Raw genomic sequence first — 25,230 nt, 5'->3', positions numbered from 1 at the left:
GTTGCGCTACCGGTGGGAGGGGATGCCGTTTTGCCGCCAATCCTGCAGGAGGAGTCTGGAAGTTTCGTTTCTGAGTTTTTTTCTCTGTTCTTCCGACAGGGAGAGACGGTAGATGATTGCGTCTGGATCGCCGTCCGGGAGGTTCAGGAGGCGGCGTGCTTCCGCCTCTCTTGTTGGCTGGAGGTCGAATAGTTGGGTTTTGAGCAGCGCCATGTGTTCTTCCATGCACATGCCTGTTTTTTCCAGAATGAGGCGGGATGTTTTCGATGAGTAGCCTTGTTGTTCCGTCTGGTCGTTCTCCAATTGGTTGCGGAGGTCCTGCGGAAGGCCGCTTGTGTCGATGTCCGGTTGTTCTTCCGGTTTTCCGGGAGCTTCCAGCCGGGCGAGTTCTTTCGCGATGTATGCCTGCCCGATGTAGCGGATGATGGCTGCCTGTTCTTCCGGGGTGGATTGTGCCGGTGTGTCGTGTTCGTTGCGGAGCCGGAATCGGGCGTCGCGCAAGGCCCGGTTGAGGAGTTTTTTTTGTTTTTCTTTCGTTCTGTATGCCTTGGATGCGAGGAGTCGACGGATTTCCGGCCGGCTGAGATATTCAACGTAGTAGAATCTGAAGAGTGAGGTGTTTCTGGTGTTTTCCCTGTTCCAGTCGATTGAGGCGGCTGTTTGGCAATATTGTTGCTGAAAGTCCTTTTCCTGCATGAGAGCATGGTACAGCTCGGCGTATTGTTTGGGATGTTGTTCACGCGTCGGCGCGATGTCGCGCAGGCGAGCGGCGTGGGCGGTCATCCGCTCGATGGATGTGCGCAATGGCGCAGGCAGCTGAGAGAATGCAGGCGAGTTGAGATAACCCTGGCAGTAGATGTTCAGAAAACGGAGCAGGGCTGGGATTTGTTCTGCAAGGATGTCGTTGCAGAGTTCCGTATCGAGAAAGGCAGCTTGTTGGGACGCGGCTGCCGCATCCTGCATGACGGTTTTGATCGCCTGTTTCTGCGATTCCGTCATGGGTTCGATGGCTGCAGTCCCGACGATTGTGGGGAGAGCGGCGGGCTGGGGCTGGCCGGTCGTGATGGCCGGGATGGGCCATGCGAGTGCATACAGTGCGGCAAGGGTCGTAAGCATGAAGAAGTGGGTTTATTGGGGGATGCCGTTTTTCTGCCATTCTTCGCATAGCATGAGGCAGGCGCGTTCGCTGAGCTGTTCCTGCTGTTTCGGCGGCAGGGAGAGAAGGTACCGATACGGGTCGGCGTCGCCGGGAGGCAGGTCCAACGCTTTCCGGGCAGAGTCGATGTAACGGAACGGGAGTGCGGCGGAGATGTACACGGTGTACTGATAGTAGGCACCTGCTTCACCTTTTGTTTTTTGTTCGATCATTCGATGATACTCTTCGCGGCGAGTGAGTAGCCGTTTTTTGTTGCGATCCCATTCGGCCATGCGTTCTTCCGCCCATCGTTTGTTGCCGAATGTTCCGACGATTTGTTGCATGAGGTATGGAGTTCTGCGCGGTTTGCTCAGAGCTTGCAGGAGCGTGCGTTGTTCGGCGATGATGGTTTGAAGATCTTCCGGCAGTCGGCTGCTGTCCGGCATGGTTTCCAATTCCATGCGATATTGTGCGTGCTGTTGCCAACGTGTATGCATGTTTTTCAGGAAGTAGATGTCCCTGTTCAGCTGCTTGACCTCTTCGTATTCAATGATGTGGCGGCTCCGTTCGCTGTGCAGAGGGATGTCGAGGGGCAGTTCGTCGCGAAGCGCATCATAGGCCATTTGAAGGGCTGTTGCGCTATCCGGGTTTTCATCTTCCAGATCACGGCTTGATGTGGCGAATCCTTTCGGCCAGGCGATGCTGTTGTGGAGCAGGTTCAGCCGATGATAGGTGCAGGCACGCAGCCATTCGGCATTGATGCCGTACCGGTGCAGGAGGTGTTCGTTGATCCGGCTGCGCGTTTGTTCCAAGGCCTGGACGGCCGTGACGAGGCGGGGTTTTTCGACAGGTTGCCGTTCCAGAAGTTCGATGACCTCGCGGGCCTGTTTTCCGGCTTCCTGTATGAGAGAGCTCAGTTCGGGCGGAAGTTTGGCCAATTCCGGGGAATCTGCGATGGCTTGGAATGGCGATGCCAGCAAGCGGAAGTAGTTACGCGGGTAGTAGGAGATCGAGGGATCCTCGGTGGATGCTTCCTCCGGATTGCGATTGTACAGAGTGTCTAAGTAGGTGAGTTCGGACAATGCGGCAGCCGCATAGAGGTGGTGCAGGGCTTTTTTCTGTTCCGCCGTGAGGCCTGTATCAAGAGGTGCGGTGAGTTCTGCCGCGGGGCGGTTGTCTGAAGGCTCGGTTTCGGCGTAGGATTGCGGGAATGCAAGGAGTGCGGCGGCGAGGATGGGGTGTATGCAGTTCATGGCAGTGGATGGGATGGAAGGTTATTTCGGGGTGCCGTTTTTTTGCCAGTCTTCGAGGACGATGATGCAGGCGGTAGTTTGGATGCGTTCCTGTTCTTTCAAGGGCAGTTTGAGGATGTAGGCTGCGATGGTGTTTCCCTGCAACGGCGGGAGGTTGAGAAGCCGGAGCGCTTCAGGCATTTTTTCCTGAGATTGGGCGATCATTTTCATGCGGAGTCCGGCATGATGTTCTTCGGGCGAGACTCCGGTGAGTGTGCGAATGAGGGTTGGGACGGTGCGGCTTTGCTGCATTGCCTGATCCATGCTTTCCCGGAATGCCTGCCTGTCGTTGGAGCCGATGTTCTGCATGGCGGGGAGTGTGGCGATGAGCCGATGGAGGCGTTGTTTGTTGCGCAGGTTGGCGACGGTTCGGTAGGTTTCCCGTTCTTTCTCAAGTTGAAGACGCAGCTCCTTCGGGAGGGTGGATGGGTCGGGAGCCAATCGCAGGATGTTGTCCATGTGTTTGCTTTTGTCCCGCCAGCGTTCCGGGTGGCGGAGTATGGAGAGGTTGGCGTTGATGAAGGTGCGGTCGAGGAAGTCGGAGATAGCCTGTTTTTCTTCAGGTGATGCCGTGGGAGCCGGTTGCTGTTCCGCATGCATGTTTTGCCGCAGGCGGTTGAGCATGTCGCGAAGGTAGGCTTCTCTTTTTTCCCGATCGTATTTGATGGAATCCCGGATGCCATCCCGGTTTTCCGGTTTGGCGAATTCGTTTTGGAAGGCGTTCAGGAGCCGTGCGGAGATGGCGGCTGCCATTTGTTCGATGTCGAATGCTCCGGCCTGTTTGCAGTATTGTTTCTGGCTGTCGTTTACTTTCTTGAGTTGTTCGACAAGGGCGGTGATGCGTTCGTTGTCGATGGGTTTGTTTTCAAAGGCGGCAGCGATCTGTTCGGAGATTTCGGCTGTTTGGCGGAAGGTGTCGCGAAGGGCGGGGGGCAGGATGGCTATTGCAGGAGAGCCGGCCATGGCCCGGGAGGCGATGCTTGCGAGTTTGAGCTGGGTGTAGTTGATATTGTTTTCACCCATGAGGCGTTCCTGAAGTTCCGCATCGCCGGAGGCGATGATGGCGGCGCAGGCTCCGTCTTCAATGACGGTATGGAGGGCTTCGCGTTGTTGTTCCGTGAGGGGGGGGACGGCGGTTTGCGTGGAAGCGGCGGGGTGGTTGTCGTCGGCCGATGCGTGGAATACGGGTGCAAGAACGGTCAGAATGGCCGCTGCAAGGGTGATGGAACGGGTGTTCATAAGGGGGTGCTTGTTTGCGACTCTGCCACGCCGGGGAGGATGTGTCAAGGTTTGCTTTCGATTTCCCTTCGGGGAATCTGATGGAGCTAGACGGATGGATGCTGGGGCGAATGCGTTTTTTGTCATGTGTTTGTTTGGAGCTTGCCGTTTGCCGGGCAGTGCGTAGGATGATGGGCATGACTCGGTCGGGATGGTATTTATGGGGTGTTTGGCTGGTTTTGTATGTGGTTTCCGCATGCTTGCCATTGCCGAATATGGGGGAGCCGGCGACGTGTGTCGGTTTGTGCTGGCTGTTTGCGATGCCATGTTTGTTGTGCTGGTGGGCGGCGGTGATGCAGTTGCGCCGCGATGCCTGCCGCCACAGGGCCGGATGGCTGTGGATGCTGTTTGCGGGGCCGACTTGCCTGCAGGCTGTTGCTTTGGGATTCGGTTTGGGTATGGACTGGCTTTGGGCACGCGTGGGGTTCTCGCCGCGAATGAGCGATTTTGCATGGAATCTTGGTTTGGTGATGTCTATCGCTGCTGTCGCTTTGTCGTCGATTCCGTATGTGTTGGCATCGATTGTTCTGAAATTCGTTCTTCTGCCTCCTCCGGCGCCTCGTGTGGATGAAGAAACCCCGCAGGTTTAAGGCTGCGGGGTTCGGGTAGAAGAGGGAGGCCGGAGTGTGCCGTATCAGTGCGGCATGAGGTTCTGGTGTTTTCTGAGGAGGTCGACGGTGAGAGGTTCGGGGTAGGTGCGGATGTTGTCCGATTGGGCGTCGGCGGTGGATGTTTCTCCTTTGTAGAGCGGGGCCGGGTAGGTTTTGCGGATGCCTTGGCGGCCTTCCTTGACGATGATTTCGGCCATTTTCATGGCGAGGGGGTTGGTTTTGTCTCCTTTGTCGACGACGGCGATGGATTCGGTGAGGATGTAGTTGCCTTCCGTGGGGTCGATGTAGTCGATGGGCAAGCCCGATTTTTTGTCGGCAACGGCCTGATGGCGGAGTCCGAAGGCGATGGAGACTTCTCCGGCGCGTGCTTTTTTGAGCGGAGCGGAGCCGGAGTTTTCAAGGTGGGGTCCGGCGTTGGCGACGATTTCTTTGAGGATGCGGGTGGCTTCCTGTTCCCCATAGGCATGGACGAGGGCTTGTACCATGAGCCATGCGGTGGAGGAGCTGCGGAGGTTGGGGATGGAGATGTGGCCTTTGTATTCGGGGCGGGCGAGGTCTTTGAGGGATTGGGGACGGGGGAGGTTGTTGGCGGCGAGTGTGCGGGTGTTGATGAAGATGGCTCCTTCCTGTCCGGTGACGGGGGCGAATTCCGGGTTGGCCGGGGTGAGGGTTTCGACGGGGAATTCGAGCGTTCGGTACATGCCGTGTTCTTTCTGCGCGCTTTCGAGGTAGTAGGTGGAGGCGGTGATGATGTCCGCTTCGGTGTTTTTGCCTTCGGCCATGATTTTGCCTCCGAGTTCGGAGGTGCTGAAGGAGGAGAGGATGTATTGGCCGGCGTATCCTGCACGGTCGAGTGCTTCCTGCATGGCGAGTTTGGCTTCTTCATCCGCGTTGGAGTAGATGACGATTTCCTGTTGCCGGCTGCAGGAGGAGAGGGGGAGGATGGCGGCTGTGGCTGCGATGAGGGCGGCGAAGGCCGTTTTGAGGATGTTTTTCATGTGTGTGTGTTGTGGATGTGTGGTCGTCATGCACGCGGCATGTATTTGGCGGCGGTTCTGCCCAGGACGACGCGCACGATGATGTTGGTGGCGAGGATGAGCAGGGACATGACGAAGATGGCATCGAACTGGGCGAAGTGCTGCAGTTCTTTGATTTTGGTGGTGAGTACTCCGGTGCGTGCGCCGACGAGGAAGATGATGGCGCTGATGGTGATCATGCTGTTGATGAAGTAGTAGGAGAAGATTTCCAGCAGGGTGCCGACGGAGTTCGGGATGATGACGCGGCGGAGGGTGGTGAACCAGCTGTCTCCCATGAGGGAGGCGGTGGATTCCCAGCTCCGGTTGAGTTTTTCCAGGGAGTTTTTCCCCATGAGGTAGGGGGTGGTGAAGAAGTGGATGATGTTGCAGATGATGATGATGGCAAATGTGTTTTGCAGGGATGTGCCGGAGTAGGCGAAGAGGTAGGCGATGCCGAGTACCATGCCGGGGATGGTGTTGGTGACGACGGCGAGGCCGTTGAGCGCGCCTTTTGCTTTGCTTCCCATGCCGGACCGGGCGGTGACGAGGGCTGCACCGAAGGAGACGATGGTGCCGACGAGTGCGCTGAAGAAGGCGACGAGGAGGGTGTTGCCGTAGGTGCCGAGTAGGTTGCGCGCGGAGAGCTGGGTGGTGAAGGTGTCGAAGGTGAAGGTGGTGTCGTAGGGCCAGTGACGGACGAATGGGACGATGAACATGATGGCGAAGACAGCGGCGATGCCGATGGCGAGGGCGAGGGAGCCTCCGGCGCAGACGGTGTCGCGGAGCGGGCTTTTGCGGATTTCCTGTTTGGAGATTTTGCTGTAGCGGAAGTTGTAGCGTTCGAGTCTGTTGATGAGGATGATGCTGGCGATGGAGGGGAGGAGCATGAGGATGGCGATGGCCGCTCCTCCGGAGAAGTTGGGGATGGCGCCGAGCATTTCGTTGTAGAGGTGGAGGGCGACGACATCGTATTGGCCGCCGATGGAGGCGGGGATGCCGAAGTCCGTGAAGCTGAGGGTGAAGCTTTGGATGAAGGCGGCTCCGAGGGTGCCGACGAGGGGGCGGACGGCTGTGCCGAAGAAGGTGCGGACGGGGGTGTCTCCCATGATGCGGGAGACGGTGGCGAAGTTTTTGTCGACGTATTTGAAGGTGTTGTTGATGAGTAGATAGGCGATGGGGAGGGTGTAGATGACGTAGCCGAGGAGCATGCCGCGGAAGCCGTAGATGTCGAGGATTTGGGTGCCGCCGAGGAGGTGGGTGATGAGGCCTTCTTTGCCGAAGGCGTAGATGATGACGAAGCCGTAGGTGATGGTGGGGAGGTACATCGGGGCGACGGTGACGGCTCCGACGGTTTTTTTGAGGGCGCGGGGAAGTGCGGTGTGATGGACGGTGTACGCGAGGAAGAAGGCGAGTACGGTGGTGATGAGCGCAGCCGTGGCGGATACGGTGAAGCTGTGGCCGAAGGAGGTGAGGACGGCCGGGCTTCCGAGGATGCGGATGTAGTTGTCGAGCCCGGGCGCTCCCTGTTCCATGAGGGAGCGGCCCAGCAGGAGGGCGATGGGGTAGGCGAGGAAGGCTCCGAAGATGAGGAGGACTGCCCAGAAGACGGCCTTGAGTTCGATGCTTTTTTCAGGCATATGCTCCCTCGAAGAGGCTGAAGATGTTGTTCCGCTTGATTTCGAGCTGGTTCAGGATGAATTGCCTGACGAAGCCGTTGTGCGGGTTGTGGATGATTTCGCGCGGGGTGGAGTATTGGGAGATGCCGCCTTCGTTGAGGATGAGGACGCGGTCGGAGAGTGTGAGGGCTTCTTCGGGGTCGTGGGTGACGATGATGGTGGTGAGGTTGTAGTCGCTGGCGATGGTTTTGATGCGTTCCTTGATGGATTCCTTGATGACGCCGTCGAGGGCGCTGAGGGGTTCGTCGAGGAGGAGGACGCGGGGTTTCATGACGAGGGTGCGGGCGAGGGCGACGCGCTGTTTCTGGCCGCCGGAGAGCTGGTCGACTGTTTTGCCGAGGTGGTTGCCGAGGCCGAGGAGGGCGATGAGTTCGCGGACTTCCCGTTTGGTGGAGACGCCTGGTTTGTTTTTGAGGCCGTAGATGATGTTTTCGTAGGCGTTGAGGTTGGGGAAGAGGGCGTAGTCCTGGAAGACGATGTTGAAGCCACGCTGTTTCATCGGGGTGCGGCTGAGGTCTTCGCCGTTGAAGATGATTTGGCCTTCGTCGAGGTCGGTGAGGCCGAGGATGACGTTGAGGAGGGTGGTTTTTCCGCTGCCGGAGGGTCCGAGGATGGAGACGATTTCCCCGGTGTCGATGTCGAGGTCGATGCCGTTCAGGACGGCTTTGCCGTTGTAGGTTTTTTTGATGTTTTTGAGTTGAAGCATGGCGGGAGGGAGGGTTGCCGCCCCTTGCTGGGGCGGCGGTTGCTGTGTCGTATGAGGGGGAGGGGTTAGCGGCGGATGTCTGCGATGGCATCGACGAGGCGGCGGAAGTCGTCGGGGAAGACGTCGCCGATGTTGCCGATGCGGAAGGTGGGGGCTTCGGAGATTTTGCCGGGGTAGATGACGAAGCCGCGCTGTTTCAACTCTTCATAGAAGTCGGCGAAGACGAAGGTCTGTTCCGGGTAGAGGAAGGAGGTGATGATGGGTGATTGTACGGCATCGGGCAGGAGGGTGGTGAAGCCGATTTCACGCATGCCTTGTACGAGGATGCGGTGGTTTTCTTCGTAGCGGCGGTGGCGGGCTTCGATGCCGCCTTCTTCACGGAGTTCCTTGAGGGCCTGGAAGAAGGCGCGGACGACGTGGGTGGGTGAGGTGAAGCGCCATTTGCCGTGGCCCTGTTCCATTTCCTTCCACTGGTCGTAGATGTCGAGCGAGAGGGAGCGGGAGATGCCTTCGCAGGCGGCGAGGGCGGTGCGTTTGGCGATGATGAGGCCGAAGCCGGGTACGCCCTGGATGCATTTGTTGGAGCTGCTGACGAGGAAGTCGATTCCGAGTCCGGCGATGTCGATGGGGATGCCGCCGAAGCTGCTCATGGCATCGACGATAAAGGTGATGCCGCTGCCGCGGAGGACTTCGGCGATGTCTTCGATGGGGTTGATGATGCCGGTGGTGGTTTCGCAGTGGACGACGGCGAGGTGGGTGGTGTCCGGGTGGGCGGCGAGGCTCTGGCGGACGATGTCGACGGTGATTTGCTCGGTTTCCTTGAGGGAGACGAGGGTGTGGTCGAGTTTGTGGTAGCGGGCGATGTCCGCCATGCGGTTGCCATAGGCTCCGTTGGCGAAGATGAGGAGTTTGTCCTGCGGGCCGACGCAGCAGCTGAGGGTGGCTTCGACGCTGTAGGTGCCGCTGCCCTGGAGGAGGACGGTGGTGTATTCGTCGCCGAGTCCGGCGATTTGGAGGAGTTCGGAGCGGATGGCGGTGACGACGCCTTCGTTGTAGTCTTTGTCCCAGGTGCACCAGTCCTGCAGCATGGCGTTGCGGACGGTTTCGGAGGTGCTGAGGGGACCTGGGGTGAGGAGGAGGTAATTTCTCATGGCTGGTATGTGGTTAGAGGCTGCTGTTGATGTCTTTGATGCAGGAGGGGAGTTCGAGGATGGTGTCGAGTACGTAGTGGGCGCCTGCATCCTGCATGCGGCTGCGAACTTCTTCCTTGAGGGCAGCGAGTTCGTCCGCAGGCATGGAGTCATATTCTTCTTGAGTGAGGCCGAGTTCGTTGCTGCCGGTGATGATGCCGACGGTGTGTACCTGTGCATTCAATCCTTCGCGGATGTCGGCGATGGTGTCGCCGACTTTGACGACTTGATCGACGGAGGGGATGGCGAGGTCGATCATGTTTTTGTAGATCATGTAAGGAGCCGGGCGGCCTGCAGGGAGGCCCGTGGGGGTGACGAGGTTGTCGACGGTGTAGCCTTTGGCGGCAGCGTCGGGGCGCACGATGTCCATCATCTGCCGGGTGTATCCGGTGGTGGAGCCGATTTTGATGCCTTGTGCCTTGAGGTTTTCGATGGTTTCGACGACGCCGGGGATGGGAGTGGTGAAGTCCCGGAGGCTGGCGAAGAGGTGTTTTTCAAAGCTGGAGTACATTTCCAGGATGTCTTCTTCGACCCATGGACGATGGTGAACGGCGGCGAATTGTTCGGCGACGGCAGGCATTTTGAGGATGGCGCGGATGTGGTCGATTTTCAGGAGGCCCATGGGTTCGCGTGCCTGGCGGTAGGTGATGTTCATGCCTTTTTCGGCAAAGACGCGGAGAAAGACATGCAGGGGGGCGAAGCAGCCGAAGTCGATGGCCGTGCCGGCCCAGTCCATGATGATGCAATTGATTTTGTTCATGTTGCGATGTAAGGAAGTGTTGTTCCCGTGGTGGGATGTCTTTGGCAATGTAGCACCGTGATGTTGGGATGCAAAGGGGGACTTTGTGCCAAAATCGTCACATGATGTGATACGTGTTTATTCAGAAGTTGGTATAGACGCCGCCGATGAACGACCATCCGGTGAATCCATGGCCCGGAGCGGAGCCGCTGGAGTGGCCGTATTCAGCCATGGTCATGATTTTGAGGCGTGCGGGATCGTCGGCATACATGTAGAAGTTGAAGCCGAGCGCGACGGCCTGATAGGTATCGACGTAGCTGCCCTGCGTGTCGACGAGGGAGGCGTAGCGTTTGTTGAGGCAGACGGCCTGTGAGCCCGTACCGAGTTGGTAGCGCATGACGGCCTGGACATGTGGCGACAGGTTCCACGAGGGCATGACGGTGAGTCCGGCGAGATGGGAGGGGGAGACGGTTTTTCCTCCCTGCTTGTAATCGGCGATGTTTTGGGCCCAGATGCCTTCCATCATGAGTTCAAAGGGGCCTTGCTTGCCATAGTAGTAGAGAGCGAAGATGTCGCGCGCTTTGGTGCCGACGTTTTTGTACCGGTAAGAGCGGATATCCATGTCGTCGAAGTTGTGGATCCAGTCGAAGTAGATGCGCCCGTTTTGCAGGATGAGGTTGTCGGCTTTGTAGGAGAGTCCGATGTTGGCGTTGGCGGATTCCCATGTTCCCCATGTGCCTCGGCTGCGTTTTTCGCTGTTCGACCAGATGCCGGCATAGTAGCCGAGGTCGTTTTTCTTTTCGTCGTTGCAGATCCAGAGGCCGAAGGAGCTGTCGCTGACGAGCTGGTTTTCGACGGCGGAGAGTTCGGGCAGTTTGTATTTGGAGCTGGAAATGCGGTTTTCCGCGAGGATGACGGGGAGTATTTTGCCTGCGCCGATGGTGAAGTCGCTGAAGCTGTATTCGATGTTGGCTTCGTAGAGGTTGCCGTGGGTCATGCCATGGTCGTACCATTGGCCGTTTTTGTAGTAGCCGAGGCTGTCCACTCCGCCCATGTTCCAGATGTTGGTGATTCTGAGGTTGGTGAGCGCCTTGGCATTCCATCCGAGGCGGAGCCGCCTCCATTCGTCGGTGTGGCCTCCGCTGCCGGGGTATGTCGAAGCTCCGTTCGGAGAGACGGAGGCTGCCTGGTACTGGGCGCGGAGGGAGACGTTCAATTCCTGCACGTATGGGTTGTCCGGATTATGGTACAGGTGGACTTTGCCGTCGGGCTGGCCGTATGTTTGCTGCCACAGTCCGAGGGGCGTGGTGAAGGGCCGGTTGTCTGCGGTTGCGGTGAGGGAGAGTCCTGCGAGCAGGGCAGTCATGGTAATGAGTCGAGTGGTCATGGATGGGTACAAGATAGCAGCGGTTCCGGTTTCTGCGATGGGTTTTTCGTTACGATTTTGCCAGATGTAGAGGTGCTCTTTTTCGGGCGAAGGCTTTTGTGTTTGATTTGAGATGCTTTTTCTGATATATGCAACGCGATGAAACGCTTGAACTTCCTACAAAAGAGGGCGAGTGCGCGCATGTGGCATGCCGCGTGTCTCTGCGCAACGGCGGCATGGAGTGTGCTTCCCGCTGCACGTGCGGCTCAGGATGAGGAGAAACCGAATATTCTGTTTATTCTGGTGGACGATATGGGCTGGCAGGATACGTCCGTGCCGTTCCGGTTCGATGCCAATGGTCAGCCCGTGGCTTCGCCGGGTAACGGGATTTTCAAGACGCCGGGTATGGAGAAGCTGGCGGAGCGCGGGATGCGGTTTACCCAGGCTTATACTCCGAGCGTTTGTTCTCCCAGCCGTACGGCGATCATGACCGGCCTCAATCCGTCGCGTACCCATATTACGAACTGGACGGATCCCGGACAGCCAAAGGATACGAGTATGCACGGCATCAAGACGATGAATCCTCCGGCATGGCGTATTCAAGGTTTGACGGCCAAGGATCCGAGCATGGCGAAGATGTTCAAGGGTGCAGGATATAGAACCATTTTCGTGGGGAAGGCCCATTTTGGCCCGACGCCCAATAAGGCGGCCCAGCCGGAGGCGCTCGGTTTCGATGTGAATGTCGGCGGATGCGGCGCGGGGCAGCCCGGTTCCTATCTCGGCAAGGACAATTATGCGGAGAAAGCCTTCCGCGAGCAGAAGAAGATGGGGCCGCGCGATGTGCCCGATCTGGAGAAGTATCACGGTTCGGATACGTTCCTGACGGACGCCCTGAATACGGAGATGACGCGTGAGATCAAGAAGTCCGTGGGCATGAAGAAGCCGTTTTTCGCCTATTTCGGGCATTATGCCGTGCATGGTCCCCTGATGATGGATCCTCAGTTTGCCGCGACGTATCCGAAGCTGAACGGTGCACTGAAGAAGTACGCGACTCTGATTTCCGGGATGGATAAGTCGATTCTGTCCCTGCTGGATACGCTGGAGAAGGAAGGAGTGGCCGAGAATACGCTGATCGTGTTTGCCTCCGATAACGGCGGGACGGCTCCCAAGCCCCAGCCCTGCCAGCCTTTGCGCGGGATGAAAGGCACTCCTTATGAAGGCGGTATCAGGACGCCGCTGATTATTGCATGGGCGAAGCCGAATCCCGACAATCCCCTGCAGAAGAAGTACGCCATCAAGCCGGGCAGTACATGTGACCGTGTCGTTGCGCTTCAGGATATGTTTGCGACTTTCGGTTCGATGGTGAAGGGCAAGGTGCCTGCCAAGCTGGATTCCCAGGATATCAGCGGGCTGTTGACCGCCGAAGGCAAGTGCGACCGTCCGCAGACGTATTTCGTCAATTTCCCGCATGAGCATCAGGATGCCTATTATGTGCTTCTGCGCGACGGAGACTGGAAGGTGATCTACCATTACCATACGAAGGCGTGGGAGCTTTACAATCTCAAGGACGATATCGGAGAGCAGAAGAATCTTGCCGATGCCGAGCCGAAGAAGCTCGCGGAGATGGCCCGCAAGCTCGTGGCGGAGCACAAGCGGCACGATGCCCAGTTCCCCATCGATGCGCAGACGAAGAAGCCCGCGCAGTTCGTGATGCCCGGGGCTGCTGTTTCGCGCAAGGGGTGATTTGCCTGATGATATGCGAGGCTGCACGAGGATTTTTCGTGCAGCCTTGACTTTTTATGCGCGGTGGATATAATTCCGCCGCGCTTTGTCGCTACTCTCTCTATGCTGTTTAATTCGTGGGAATTCGTTGTGCTTTTGGTGGTGACGTTCGGCCTGTTTTACGCCGTTCCGAATATTCCGGCACGAAAATGCGTGCAATCGATCGTTTTGCTGATTGCCAGTACGGTGTTTTACGGATGGGAGGACTGGAGGCTTCTGGGGCTGCTGGCCGTTTCATGCGGCGGCAATACGTTTGCCACCGTCAAGATTCTGCAGCATCGGCTGAACGACCATGAACAAGGCGTGAAGACGTGGGTGCGGCTGGCGGTCGTGCTGAATTTACTGTTGCTCGGCGTGTTCAAGTATGCAGGGCTTGTGGTCGGACTGTTTCCTTTCTGTTCTCCGGAGTTTGTGGAGAGCGTACGTTCCATTCCCTTGCCGATCGGCATTTCCTTCTACACGTTCCACGGCATCAGTATGGTGGTGGATATGAGCCGCGGGAAGGTGCATGCCTACGACAATCTGATACGGACGGCACCCCGGAAGACGGTGTATTCGAATACATTCCGCGATATGGGGCTGTATTTGCTGTTTTTTCCGCAATTGATCGCCGGGCCGATCATCAAGGCGCATTATTTCTGGCCGCAGATCAAGGCCAAGGTTTTTGCCGGGATCGATTGGCAACGGGCGTTCAGGTATTGCGTGGCCGGGTACTTTTTCAAGATGGTGGTTGCGGATAATCTCGCACCGGTGACGAGCGTGTTGCAGAGTTCCGATTATATCGCTTCTCAAAACGGCGTGACGCTGCTGCTGATGCTGTTCGGCTACAGTATGCAGATTTTCGCCGATTTCGGCGGATATTCCATGATTGCGATCGGTCTTGCCGCATTGTTCGGCTACCGTTTCCCGATCAATTTCAATTTCCCGTATATCAGTACGAGCCTGACCCATTTCTGGCAGCGGTGGAATATGACTCTTTCCGCTTGGCTGCGCGATTATCTGTATATTCCGCTGGGCGGCAACCGCAAGGGGGCGTGCCGGACTTACCTGAATCTTTTCTTGGTGATGTTCCTCGGCGGGCTATGGCATGGCGCCGACTGGAAGTTCGCCCTGTGGGGGACGATGCACGGTTTGTTTCTGGCGGCAGAGCGTTTTCTGGGGAACCGTCCGGCACTGGCTTCGGTGCGCATTCCTTCGCTGGTGAAGATCGTCTATTGTTTCACGGTCGTCGCCTGCCTCTGGACGACGTTCCTGATGCCCGATATCGGTACGGTGTTTTTGTTCTTCCGGCAGGTATGGACAAATTTTGCCTGCACTCCGGCCGATCTGCTTGGCAATATGAGTGTGTACAGTGTGTGCCTGTTCGGTTCTTTGGTGGTTTTGTATCACGTGTATGGCTGGCTCAAGGAATACCGGATGACCGCATGGAACGGCGATATGCATTATCCGCGCCTGTTCGGTTGCCTGTACGGCGCCATGATTTTCCTGATTCTGACGAATTCTGGGCCGCAATGCGGGTTCGTCTATTTCCAATTCTAATTCCTTCTTCCTATGCTTCGCCGTTCGACATGGATTTTTACCGTATGTATTCTTTTTTCGATGGGGCTGTGCTTTGTCGGACAGAGGCTGTTATATGAGTATCTGGAGGAATCGCAGGCGCATTTCATTGCGGAGAATCCCTATTTCGTGACGCTGGGGCGTTTGCAGAATGTGGAGGATTTGAAGGGCGATGCGGTGATTCTGGGGTCATCGATGACAGAGCGCCTTCAGTCTTCCGATTCGGTTTCGGTGATCGGCGTTCCGGGCAGTTCCTTTCTCGGCGGCATGCTGTTTTTGAAGAAATGCAGGTTCAAACCCGGCACGGTGGCTGTGGTTGAAGGCAATCTGATTACCTCGGGAACGAATGCCGGAGTGATTCGCGATACGGAGAAGTGGGATTTTCGTTTGTTTCAGGGAAGCAGGCATTTTTCCATCCGGTCGAAGCCTTCCTCGTTGCTGTTGACGTTCCTGTACGACAAACTGCTGTCTCATGCGGGTGCGGATCGGGCGGATTCATGCTTCGATGAAGAGGGGTTTCATCCCGAAAGGGAGGTGCATTCCGGTGGGGCTGGCGCGCCGGACGGTCGGCTGAATGCCGTGATGCAAGGTATACAAGATTTGCAAAAGCAGGGGTTCCGGCCCTGTATCGTGTGGTATCCCACTCATTTGCCGGAAAGCGATGATACGCGGCGCAACCGGAGTGTTTGCATGGAAGCGGCGGCCAGAACAGGCGTGCCCTTTCTGGATTACTCCGATGCTCCCTTCAAGGATCGGCTGCGGTTTACCGATACGCACCATTTGAAGAGTACGGCACGGGAAACAAGTACGTTTCGCAATACAATCGCCCGCGATGCCATGAAAGCATCGCGGTAGAATGCCGCGACCGGATCAGCGGGACGGTGAGGAGGGGGTCAAGCGGACGCTTCGGATGTTGGCGACGCCTATTTTCGGTTTGGCTGCTGCCTTGAACGTAATGGTGTTGTCGCCCTGCTGCAGGCGGATGAGTCCGGGAGAGACGGTGCGGTAATCCTGCCATGATGCCGTGGGAGAGACGGTCCATTGGAGAGAGTCCGAACCTTGTGCAATATCCACGGGGGTGCCTGCGGTATCCGGCGCGCATGCGTAGTCGATTTCGAGTTTGTAATGGCCGGCCTTGGCATTGTTGATCTTCCATGAGATCGTATCAGGCTGTTTCATCCAGAAACCGATGTTTTGTACGGTTTTTTCCGATGCTCCGACAAGTTTGCCGCTGGCGGGCGGTGTTTCAAGTTTGACGCCTCCCGAGAGATGTGCCGTGTTTGCGTCCAGCAGGAAGTTGCCGTCGGTTTGCGGTGAGATGCCGTCGATGATTTTGCCTTTGCCCGTCATGGCGAGTACGGTGGCATGAGGATCTCGGGAGAGTTTTCCGATGTCTGCCATGATGCCGCCGGGAATGCGCTCGTAGGGAACAGTCGCGCCTCCGTCCAGAGCCTTGAGGGTGAGTTCTCCTTCGGGAGTGATCGGGATGAGGAGTTTTCCGTCCTGCGGCCAGTCGTAGATGAAGAGGTAGGATGTATCGCCTTTCGTGGTGGAGCGCCCCCACGGGAGTTTGCCGAAGGTGGAGAGGGTGGTGCCGTAGATGGCTTCATGGTTTTTATCCATCCAGCGCCCGACTTCCGCCAAGCGTTCAAGGCTGGGCTGGGGAATTTCACCATTTGGCATGGGACCGATGTTGAGGAGGTAATTGCCGCCCTTGGATGCGGTGTCGATGAGGTGGCGAATCAGCGTTTGCGTGCTTTTCCAATTCTGATCGTGTTTGGCGTAGCCCCAGGATTTGTTCATGGTCATGCAACTTTCCCAATCCTTGCCCGGCAGGCCGGTATCCGGAATTTCCTGTTCGGGAGTGCCAAAATCGGCGCCGAACATATCGTCTTTGCTCATACCGGCCATGCCCTTGCGAGCTTTGGTGATGCGGTTGTTGACGATGATGTCCGGTTTGAGGGTGCGCAGGTAGTTGTAGATTTCCCGGCCGTCCGCATCCTTCCACCAGCCTTCCCATTCACCGTCGAACCACAGGACTTCGGTGCCGTATTTGCCGATGAGTTCGGCGAGCTGGCCTTTCATGTAGGGGAGGTATCCTGTTTTGTTTTTGGCGGGGATGAATCCGAGTTTGGGGTTGTCCCATTCAAGTACGGAGTAGTATGTGCCGAAGATGATGCCGTGTTTGCGGCATGCGTCGGATAGTTCTTTCAGGAAGTCTTTGCCGTAGGGAGTGGCTTTTTTGACGTTGTAGTCGGTCAGGGCGGAATCGAACATGCAGAATCCGTCGTGGTGCTTGGTTGTGACGATGATGTATTTGGCTCCGGCAGCTTTGATGGCCTGTACCCAGGCATCGGCGTCGAATTTATCCAGAGTGAGTTGAGAGGCATTTTTTCTGTATTCTTCTGCGGGCACTTTGCCGAAGTTCATGATCCATTCGGCACATGGATGCGGTACTTTGCCTTTATATTCTCCACCCATGACGGCGTAGGGACCGATGTGGATGAAGATTCCGAAACGGGCGTCCCGCCACCATTGCATGCGCTCGTCGCGGTCCTGAGGGGGCATGTGGGTGAAGTCTTTGATCTGTACAGCTTCGGGCGAGGTGACGGCCTGCCGCGCAAGGCCAGGGTCGGGCAGTTCATTGGCCTGCAGGCTGGAGGTTGTGAGAGCGATGAGCGGAATCATGAATGAGCGCATATTGCAATGTTAACACTGTTATCGTGTGAGGTCAAACAGAAAGATAACAGGTCGATCCGGGTGCCGGAAGGGGTTGTTTGTTTTGATAAGATGTTTATGAATAGTATTTTCAAGTTAGGTAGGCGTTTGCGGGGATGATGTCAGAAGTGGCGGACATATGGGCTTGTTGCAGTCTTGACAGGGTGGGGGGCACCGCCTATGATGAATCCGAAGCCATTCGTCGGGTTCGAATTTTTACTGATACGTCCGTGGGCACATGGTGGCCATCTTTGTTTATTTCTCTTCGGGGCATATGGATTGCCCTGATGCTGGCGGTTGTATCCGGCTGCGTGTCGACGCCGATTCCCGAACCGAAGCCGACCGAGGTGACTTTGCAGCAGAAGTCGTACGCCTTTTATGTTGCTGAGGCTCGTGAAGCGTGGTACGTGATGGGCAACCCTGACCGGTCGGCGGAGTGGGGGGCTGCCTTGGCCCGGTATAACCATGCGCTGGATATGATTTTCCGCAGTGTGCGTTATGAGAATTTCCATTCCAAGCAAGTTTCCGGCAAGCCGATCGATCTTGCGGATACTTCCTATCCCTTCACTTTCGCCCGCGATTTCGGCGAGAATTTGAAGCTTCGCGAGGTGTATGCGGATATGGTGCCTTGCACGGATATCAATCCGGACGATTTGGAGGAGCGTAATACGGTGCGCGGTCTGGGTGTGCCGCTGGCAGGTGTCGTGCAACCGGAGGATGCGAAGAAGATCAGGAATCTCCGGGTGGTGAAGGACTGGGGCAATGTGCATACGATTACGGCGGTGCTTTCGTTTCCCAAGGATCCGAAGAGCCGTCAGAAGCCCGTTCTGCATTTCTTCCTGCGTTTGAATCGCGAGAATGTGCCGGTGGGCCGGATGGAGTATAGGTTGGCCGGGGATTTTTCCGTACCGATTTCGCTCTATTGGCGGCTGACCCATGCGAATGATATGCGCCTGCTGGGACTGTTTCGCCCGCAGAAGCTGCAAAGCGTGACGGGGCTTTCGTTTACGGAGCCGTATAATCCGAACAAGATTCCGGTGGTATTGGTACATGGCCTGATGTCGAGCCCCGGTACGTTTTCCAATTTGACGAACTGGCTGTTGAAGAATCCCGAGATTCGCAAGAATTACCAGTTCTGGTATTTTTCCTATCCGACGGGGGTGACGTGGCTTGTCAGCGCGGATGCCTTCCGTCGGGCTTTGCATGAAGCCCGGCAGGAGCTCGATCCCCGGCACCGGGACAGGAAATGGGACGAGATGGTGGTGATCGGCCATTCGATGGGCGGGTTGATTACCCGCTACAGTCTGAGCGAGCAGCCTTGGAATATTTTGCGCGAGGAGATTGTCCCGGCGTACAGGAGCAGCCTGACATCGAAGTATGTGGACAAGCCGTTCCCGAATCCGGCCTTGGAGTCGTTTCGCAGCCGCTTTTTCTTCAAGCCTCTCAAAGAGCCGAAACGCGTGATTTTTCTGGCGACTCCTCACAGGGGGGCTCCGTTTGCGGATAGTTGGCTTTCACAGATCGGTTCATGGATTATTCGCCTGCCGCAGAATATTCTGATGCAGACGCTGAAGGCGGTGACTCTGCAGGACGATTTTGTTTTCCTGCACCCGGAAAAGGCTTTGGAGGAGATGAAAAGCATCCGCCAGCTTTCTCCGCACGGTTATGCGATCAAGGGACTTTCGGAGTTGAAAATCAAGCCGATGCCCGTGCATTCCATTATCGGAGACCGGGGGCGCGGCAATACTCCGCGCAGTTCGGATGGCATTGTGCCGTATTGGTCCAGCCATTTGTATGGGGTGCAATCCGAGAAGATCGTGCCCTCTGGGCACAGTGTGCAGGATGTGCCGGAGACGGCGGAGGAGGTGCAGCGCATCCTGCTGGAGCATCTGCGCCAGTTGAAGCTTTTGCGCTAGAACTTGCCTGAACGGAGTTCGGTGCGTCAGCGGCGGCGGCGCAAGGCGAATCCGGCAAGACCGAGGATGGCAAGGGCCGCGCTGCCGGGTTCGGGAATGATGTCCTGAATGCCCAGTTCGTCGAAATAGCGTTGCCTAGCTTCTTCATCGAAGGTGCCATAGGTGCGCAACCCCATGCCGATGACGGTCATATCGCTGCCTTCCTGAAAGCTGCCCGTGGTGTTGGCGGAGTCGGCATTGCCCTTGCCCCCGATGTAGAGATTGCCCAAGGTGATGTTTTCCGTGATGTAGGACGGCGACATGACGGATGCGATGAGCGTTCTTCCTGCATAGAAGCCGATGGTGAGTTCGCCCTGCATGTTTTGCTCGAGCATGACGGTGAGGTCGGCCGATGCAAGGATGTTGGCTACGGAACCGGGCATGAGGCTGCCCGATTGCTTGGGCGATCCGTAACCGATATCGGCCACTCCCGTCGTGGGGTCGTATTGGATGCCGAGGAGGCCGTTATACCATGCCGGATCGGCGCCTGTGCCTCCATAGAAGGATGTGGAGAAGAGCGTCGACAAGTCTTTGACGGAGCCTGCGGCATAGGTGATGGCGATGGAGAAGGCCTTGCTTTCCGCCAGCGAAGGGGCGTAGATGGAGTTTTTGAAATCGATGTTGGCATGGCCGCCCTGCAGGATGAGGTGGCCCTGCTCATTGAATACACCGTTGGAAACGGTCATTTTGAGGTCGTCGACCGGTCCTTCGTTAAGTGTGCGAAAATCCGTCCATACGTAGGTGTACCCATCCGAAAGGGATGGGACTGCAGCTTCGGAACGCGTGGGAAGTAGAGTCAGAATCAGGCCGGAAAGGATGAGGAGAGCTTGAAGAATGGATGAAGAATGAAGGCGTGGCATCTAATCGAGTTGTTCTTTTAATTGGAACAATTATAATAATATGAATTATCGCTGCAATCCACAATAGAGCGCGTCATGCAATACGCACATATCTATATAATGTGTGTGAACCGCTTCGAAGAGCGATTCGGTGACTCAAGAGTCCGCAAGCGTTTCTCCGGCAGGTTCACTGCTAGTCGTACGAAAACCCCAGCAGACGGTGGGGTGATGAATGGGCCATGTCGTACGCACATCCGTGTGTGGCAGGTAAACGGCATATTCACGAGGCGCCGGCTGGCCTATATCCGCCAATCGGCGCTTGAGGTTGACCCATCGGTAAATGAAAGGGTTCAATTTACTGGCCCACCAGGGAATATGGCGCGCATACTCGGTGCCTTCTTTCCACGATGCTTCAGACCACGCCAAGTTGTCTCCTGTGCAATAAAAGGCCGAGGTGACGACCGGGATGGTTTGGAAACGGAGCCCGGCCCGGGCAAGTGCGGAGTAGAAGACCATATCGCTGATGCTTTTCCAGCGGATGTCGAACCGGATGCCGTGCCGACGGAATGCCGAAGCGCGGTGGAAGCACGAGTTGGTGATGACGGCGCAGGTGTAGTAGGATGACCAGACGCGGGGGGGGACAGGGCGCCGATGGGCGATGTAGCGGCTGTTTTTGTCAAGAATGATGTAGGTGCCGAGAAGGATGTCCGCACGGGGGTGTTGTGCAGCGGCTTCGGCTACTTTGGAAAGGGCTCCGGGCAGGTATTGTTCATCGCTGTTCAGATGGGCGATGATGTCGATGTCGGAAGGAGCCAGAGCCCAGCCGATGTTGATGGCGTCATACATGCCCCGGTCGCGCTTGCTGGCGTAGGAGAAGCGGTAGTTCGGAGGTTGTTGCCGCGTGCATTCGTCGGAATATTCCTGCAGCCACGCCGCGGTGCCGTCCGTTGACCCTCCATCCTGAACGTGATGGTGGATTTCAATGCCTTCTTGCGCCTGATCGGCTATGGAGCGGATGCATTGAGGAAGCCATTGCAGGCTGTTGAATGTGGGGGTGACGATCCAGAATTTCATGCGAGAGATACAGGTTTTTGTACCATAAGATGAGAGCCAATGCAAGAGTAGGCGTCCCGTTTGCCCGGCGGATGCTTAGAATGCAACAAACTGCCTTCGGTGAAGAAGGCAGTTTGTTGGAAGATCGGTATGGAGCCGTGGAGAATCAGGCGCGGCGGCGGCGCATCATCAATCCGGCGAGGCCAAGGAGACTCAAGGCGGCAGTCGCCGGTTCGGGGATGGCTCCGGTGTGTGTTCTGACCGTCATGGACGGGATGTACAGGCCTTCCCAGCTGTTGAGCGTATTGTTTTTGTATGTGCCGCATCCGCTGGGCAGATTGTTTTCAGACAGGAGCAAGGAAATGCCGACAGGCTGGTTCAGGCGGGCCGTATTCCAGTCCCAGTTGGCAGCCGTCGTGTTTTCGTTGACAAAGAGCACCTGAATGCGGTCGCTGGTGTTCAGTGTGACGCCGGAAGCAAAGTTGAATTTCATTTCTGCGCTGGCACCTGTGGAGACCTGCGCGTTGGAGGAGATGGAGATGAGTTGTCCTGCGGAACCGTCGGAGGCGAAGACGCACAGGGCGATTTTAAAGGCGCTCGTATAAGAGGAGCTGCCCGAGGAGCGCGTGTAGAGGCTGAGGCTGTCGAGCTTGAGTGTGGACGGCAGGGTGGTGACAGTCGTGCCGTTCGAGGTCGTCACCGCATTCGGCGTGTTCTGGAAGGAGAATGTGAAGCCGTAGTAGTTTCCGTTGCCTGTCGCTTTATTGCTGATTCCGTCCTGCTTGAGGGTCGGATTGGTCGTCAGGTATTCGGTGTAAGGATCGGTTGCTGCAGAGGCAACAGAGAACAGGGAAAGAGCGGCAAGTGTAATCCAGGTTTTTTTCATTATGGAATGAGTGGCGATTGTATGATTGCGGCGGCAGGGTAGAGGATTTGGAATCCGTTGTCAAGGGTGAAACGATTAATTTTTTTGTTATTGGTCGTTTATGCTGAAATTTGATTGAATCACGTTTGATATCAATGGGTACGCATCAAATATGTTTGATGGGATTAGAGTGTCCCAGCCTTTCAGAAAGAGTATCTTAGACGCGAGTATGTGTACGGCTTGCGACCAGCGGATTCCAAATCAGTTGGACTGCTATTGACGTAAAACGCCGTTGTGTGTGAGACGGTGCGGTTTGGCATGTGGTGATCCGTATGTGATGACGGTGTCCGTGGTCCGACGTTTATTGTGCTGCGTTGCCGATCGCAGGAGGGGCGGTTCGATCGGTTTTGCGCGCATAAAGACGGACTTCGACTTGAGGTGCAAACGGTTTTGGATCTCCCAGAGGTTCCCATGTGCCTTGTTCGACGAGGTTTTGCATGATGCCTTGGGCACGGGTGTTTTTGTAGTATGGCTTTTGCCCGGGAGGCAGGTTGACCGGATAACGCATGAGGACGTAATCGATTTCACCCTTTTCGATATAGCTGTCCTGGGTGCGCCCGATGGAGTGGGGGCCGTTGCGGTCCGGCTGTTCCTGATCGTTGGGGTGCATGTAGTAGAAGACGGGGGGCGTGGCTCGTAACGCCCTGTAGAGTCCGCTGTCCATACAGCCGTAGCATAGGAGGCGTATCGGCCTGCCTTGGGCGTGGCTGGTGATTTCTCGGGAGAGTTCGCCGATGACTTCCGCACTGTTGGAATCGTTACGGGGTATGGAGGTGTCGCGTATGTAGAGCAGGGCGGCAAGCGCCGGCAAGGCGTATTCCCATGTCGTTCCCTGATTCATCAATCCATGGAAGAAGAGCAGTAGGGCGGCGAAGAAGTAGGGCAGCAACGGGATCAGGTAATAGATATAGCCGGGAATAATGGTGACCCCGTTCATCATCAATATGAGGACGAGGTAGGAGAGCAGGGAGAGGGAGATGCTGGCCCATCCGCGAAGATCGTTGCGGCGATGCGGAAACCAGCCGAGTGCGGCGGCGCCGATTCCTCCAAGGGTGAGGAAGGCGGTGTTGTCCAGAAAGAGATGTTTCATGTTGCCCAGACTGCCGGATAGCGTGGGGCGATATTGGGCATTGAATCCGATGTAGACGTTCCACAGCTGTTCGCCGTGTCCACGCAGAACGAAGATCAGCACCATGGCTGCGATGATCATCAGGTATCCCGATATTTGCCCCATGAGGCTGCGTGCGGCATTTTTCCAGGTGGTGGCGGAATCAGCCAGGCAGAAGGCTCCCCAGAGGAGGGGATAGTAGACGACGAGGTTGAATTTGATGAGGCTGATGCCGGCCAGCGATGCTCCGGCGATCATCGACCAGAGGAAGCTGCGGGTGCCGCGTGTTTTCAACAGGGCGAGCAGGCTGAGGCTCATCAGGCACAGGATGTAAAGTTCGGCTTCTCCGCCCTGTGAGAGGATGGAGGAGTCCAGGGAGAGTTTCGGCAGGAGTGCCTTCGAGCCGATAAGGATGGCCATGGTGCAGACGCCGATCAACGGGATTCGCCGGGCATGCGAGCCCAGGAGCAGGAGGGCCATTCGGTACCAGATGATGAAGGTGGCTCCCATGGCGAGCGATTCCATGAGGTAGAGGCCGGTGTAGCCTCCGGGAGAGATCAGGGAAGCGAGGCCGTCGATCAGGAAGATGAGGGGGCCTTTGTGGTCGAACAGGTCGGCATAGGGAAACAGGCCTTCCTGCAGCCATGCCTGCCCCATCGTGAGGTAGATGTTGGCATCGGGCGCATACATCCATCCGTAGCGGGGAGAGGAGGTGGAGCCGTACCAGATGACGAGGAAGCCGAGAAGGAAGAGAAAGACGGTTTCAGGCCATGTGCCCAGTTTGTGGACGAGACGGCGGAGAGAGTTGCTATTGGAATCGGTCATGGGAGAGAGTGAGGTGTCGAACGGTTTTACGCGTCGATTTGCCTTTTGGCTTGGTGCCTGCGTTGTTGCCGTTCGGAAAAGTATGGTTTTGCTGGCGCGTTGTCTTGCTCAAACCGGTGTGGTAGGGGGAGCTTTGGATTCGGCTGCAATGGGGATGAAGATTCAGAGTGCCCCGTGGTTGATCGGGAGGTGCGTGGAATGAAACTCGGCTTGGTTCTGCCTCGTACAAACGAGTTTTGTTCTGCGCCCGGCCATGTCATGGTGTCGGCAAAGGATCGGAGAGTCAGCCGTTCCGTTTCCGGTTGAGCAAGTTTCGGGGCTTCGGAAGGCTAAATAAGGAAGGCTGTCACCATCCGGTTTTTTGGTGGTCATTGGTTATCAATTGTTCAATTGAAGCGTTAAATTAGAGGATTTTAAATCCGTTGTCAAGTGTAAAGCGGATAGGTGTTTGCCGTTTGGAGGTTGGGCGCGTGGGGTGATGGGCGTGGTTATTTCTTCATGGGTTATTTGTTTTTCTCATGGATTATTATGTTATTATAATATATTTGAATTCAATATATTATATTCTGTTTGCGGTTTTGTTGAGGTATAGCGGATTTAAAATCAGTTTTCCTCAAGGGGAAAGAAAAAAGCTGCTTCGCGAGAGCGAAGCAGCTTGGAAAGTACCGGAAACCGGGGATCGTGCGTCAGGAGACGCTGACGCCTTCCTGTGCGATGGCTGCGATGTAGTCGCGGTTCAGCTTGGCGATGTTGTCCACGCTGATGCCTTTCGGGCAGGCCGCTTCGCATTCGTACTGGTTGGTGCAGTTGCCGAAGCCGAGGGCATCCATCTGGCGAACCATGGCGAGGACGCGCTTGGTTTTTTCCGGCTGGCCCTGCGGGAGCAGGTTGAGGTGCGCAGCCTTGGCCGAGGTGAAGAGCATGGCGGATGCGTTTTTGCAGGATGCGACGCATGCTCCGCAGCCGATGCAGGCGGCGGCGTCGAAAGCGGCGTCGGCGCAGCTCTTTTTGACCGGGATGTTGTTGGCATTCGGTGCGGAACCGGTGCGCACGTCGATGTAACCGCCGGCGGCGATGATTTTATCGAGGGCGGTACGGTCGACCATGAGGTCGCGCAGGATCGGGAATGCCTTGGCACGGAAGGGTTCGATCCAGATGGTGTCTCCATCGCGGAATTTGCGCATGTGGAGCTGGCATGTGGTGACTTTGCGTTCGGGGCCGTGAGGCACGCCGTTGATGGTCAGGGAGCACATGCCGCAGATGCCTTCGCGGCAGTCGTGGTCGAAGTGGATGGGTTCCTTACCGTCATTGACGAGGCCTTCGTTGACGATGTCGAGCATTTCAAGGAAGGAGGCGTCTTCGGGGATGTCCTTGGCGGCGTAGGTTTCGATGCGGCCTTTGGCTTCCGCATTTTCCTGTCTCCATACCTTGAGGGTGAGATTAAGGGTTTTGGCCATGA

At 56.6% G+C, this 25,230-nt stretch carries 20 protein-coding genes; 5 read left to right on the top strand and 15 right to left on the bottom strand.

All coding sequences use genetic code 11. From position 1 onward, the window contains the following. Positions 1–6: 6 nt before the first annotated feature. From PYTT_RS04355 to PYTT_RS04345, 3 genes are read right to left on the bottom strand one after another with little or no spacing between them, the layout of a single operon-like run. Positions 7–1,116, bottom strand: a complete 1,110-nt coding sequence (locus tag PYTT_RS04355) for a hypothetical protein (protein ID WP_067774752.1) — start codon at positions 1,114–1,116, stop codon at positions 7–9. Between the two features lie 12 nt (positions 1,117–1,128). After that, positions 1,129–2,388 (bottom strand): hypothetical protein, encoded by a 1,260-nt coding sequence (locus tag PYTT_RS04350; RefSeq protein WP_067774755.1) that lies wholly within the window; start codon positions 2,386–2,388, stop codon positions 1,129–1,131. Positions 2,389–2,409: 21 nt separating this feature from the next. Further along, entirely contained in the window at positions 2,410–3,666 is a 1,257-nt protein-coding gene (locus tag PYTT_RS04345; RefSeq protein WP_067774758.1) for a hypothetical protein, read from the bottom strand. Between the two features lie 299 nt (positions 3,667–3,965). On the opposite strand from PYTT_RS04345, the gene PYTT_RS04340 reads away from it, so the two are divergent. Next, positions 3,966–4,295 (top strand): hypothetical protein, encoded by a 330-nt coding sequence (locus PYTT_RS04340; protein ID WP_141675774.1) that lies wholly within the window; start codon positions 3,966–3,968, stop codon positions 4,293–4,295. Positions 4,296–4,339: 44 nt separating this feature from the next. Here the strand turns inward: PYTT_RS04340 and PYTT_RS13650 are convergent, their stop codons facing one another. The 6 genes from PYTT_RS13650 to PYTT_RS04310 form a co-directional block, all read right to left on the bottom strand. Next, complete coding sequence (locus tag PYTT_RS13650; protein WP_067774766.1) at positions 4,340–5,314, bottom strand: extracellular solute-binding protein; 975 nt, start codon at positions 5,312–5,314, stop codon at positions 4,340–4,342. Between the two features lie 26 nt (positions 5,315–5,340). Beyond that, positions 5,341–6,969: an ABC transporter permease subunit gene (locus PYTT_RS13645; protein WP_067774769.1), complete on the bottom strand. Its 1,629-nt coding sequence runs from the start codon at positions 6,967–6,969 to the stop codon at positions 5,341–5,343. Then, on the bottom strand, positions 6,962–7,714 hold the full coding sequence (locus PYTT_RS04325; protein WP_067774772.1) for an ABC transporter ATP-binding protein: 753 nt from the start codon (positions 7,712–7,714) through the stop codon (positions 6,962–6,964). Before PYTT_RS04325 ends, PYTT_RS13645 begins: the two co-directional genes overlap by 8 nt. Positions 7,715–7,779: 65 nt before the next feature. Next, positions 7,780–8,865 carry a 2-aminoethylphosphonate--pyruvate transaminase gene (phnW, locus tag PYTT_RS04320; RefSeq protein ID WP_067774775.1) on the bottom strand — a complete coding sequence of 362 codons (1,086 nt, stop codon included), beginning with the start codon at positions 8,863–8,865 and terminating at the stop codon, positions 7,780–7,782. A gap of 13 nt (positions 8,866–8,878) precedes the next feature. Continuing rightward, on the bottom strand, positions 8,879–9,664 hold the full coding sequence (gene phnX, locus PYTT_RS04315) for a phosphonoacetaldehyde hydrolase (RefSeq protein ID WP_067774778.1): 786 nt from the start codon (positions 9,662–9,664) through the stop codon (positions 8,879–8,881). A 121-nt stretch (positions 9,665–9,785) separates the two neighbouring features. Further along, positions 9,786–11,030, bottom strand: a complete 1,245-nt coding sequence (locus PYTT_RS04310; protein WP_141675775.1) for a hypothetical protein — start codon at positions 11,028–11,030, stop codon at positions 9,786–9,788. Positions 11,031–11,168: 138 nt separating this feature from the next. On the opposite strand from PYTT_RS04310, the gene PYTT_RS04305 reads away from it, so the two are divergent. The 3 genes from PYTT_RS04305 (at position 11,169) to PYTT_RS04295 (ending at position 15,203) form a co-directional block, all read left to right on the top strand. Then, a complete protein-coding gene (locus tag PYTT_RS04305) occupies positions 11,169–12,752 on the top strand; it encodes a sulfatase (protein ID WP_083076612.1) in 1,584 nt (527 codons plus the stop codon). Positions 12,753–12,854: 102 nt separating this feature from the next. After that, positions 12,855–14,330 carry an MBOAT family O-acyltransferase gene (locus tag PYTT_RS04300; protein ID WP_067774784.1) on the top strand — a complete coding sequence of 492 codons (1,476 nt, stop codon included), beginning with the start codon at positions 12,855–12,857 and terminating at the stop codon, positions 14,328–14,330. 12 nt (positions 14,331–14,342) lie between these two features. Continuing rightward, positions 14,343–15,203: a hypothetical protein gene (locus tag PYTT_RS04295; protein WP_141675776.1), complete on the top strand. Its 861-nt coding sequence runs from the start codon at positions 14,343–14,345 to the stop codon at positions 15,201–15,203. Positions 15,204–15,218: 15 nt separating this feature from the next. Here PYTT_RS04295 and PYTT_RS04290 read toward each other — a convergent pair whose 3' ends face one another. Then, positions 15,219–17,036: an alpha-L-fucosidase gene (locus tag PYTT_RS04290; RefSeq protein WP_071133284.1), complete on the bottom strand. Its 1,818-nt coding sequence runs from the start codon at positions 17,034–17,036 to the stop codon at positions 15,219–15,221. A 317-nt stretch (positions 17,037–17,353) separates the two neighbouring features. On the opposite strand from PYTT_RS04290, the gene PYTT_RS04285 reads away from it, so the two are divergent. After that, the gene (locus PYTT_RS04285; RefSeq protein ID WP_067774795.1) at positions 17,354–18,982 is read left to right on the top strand and encodes an esterase/lipase family protein; all 1,629 of its coding nucleotides are present in this window, start codon (positions 17,354–17,356) and stop codon (positions 18,980–18,982) included. A 26-nt stretch (positions 18,983–19,008) separates the two neighbouring features. Here the strand turns inward: PYTT_RS04285 and PYTT_RS04280 are convergent, their stop codons facing one another. The 5 genes from PYTT_RS04280 to PYTT_RS04260 form a co-directional block, all read right to left on the bottom strand. Then, a complete protein-coding gene (locus PYTT_RS04280; RefSeq protein ID WP_067774798.1) occupies positions 19,009–19,881 on the bottom strand; it encodes a PEP-CTERM sorting domain-containing protein in 873 nt (290 codons plus the stop codon). Positions 19,882–20,016: 135 nt separating this feature from the next. Beyond that, a complete protein-coding gene (locus PYTT_RS04275) occupies positions 20,017–20,934 on the bottom strand; it encodes a glycosyltransferase (protein WP_067774801.1) in 918 nt (305 codons plus the stop codon). A gap of 145 nt (positions 20,935–21,079) precedes the next feature. Continuing rightward, positions 21,080–21,799 carry a PEP-CTERM sorting domain-containing protein gene (locus PYTT_RS04270; RefSeq protein ID WP_067774803.1) on the bottom strand — a complete coding sequence of 240 codons (720 nt, stop codon included), beginning with the start codon at positions 21,797–21,799 and terminating at the stop codon, positions 21,080–21,082. Positions 21,800–22,139: 340 nt separating this feature from the next. Further along, complete coding sequence (locus tag PYTT_RS04265; protein WP_067774806.1) at positions 22,140–23,771, bottom strand: hypothetical protein; 1,632 nt, start codon at positions 23,769–23,771, stop codon at positions 22,140–22,142. A gap of 686 nt (positions 23,772–24,457) precedes the next feature. Then, positions 24,458–25,228: a succinate dehydrogenase/fumarate reductase iron-sulfur subunit gene (locus tag PYTT_RS04260; RefSeq protein WP_067774809.1), complete on the bottom strand. Its 771-nt coding sequence runs from the start codon at positions 25,226–25,228 to the stop codon at positions 24,458–24,460. Between the last annotated feature and the right edge of the window lie 2 nt (positions 25,229–25,230).

It is taken from the genome of Neoakkermansia glycaniphila (genome assembly GCF_900097105.1).
GTDB classification, from domain to species: Bacteria; Verrucomicrobiota; Verrucomicrobiia; order Verrucomicrobiales; family Akkermansiaceae; genus Akkermansia; species Akkermansia glycaniphila.
The sequence above is the reverse complement of the archived record's forward strand: the minus strand, read 5'-3'. Positions and strand labels throughout refer to the sequence as shown.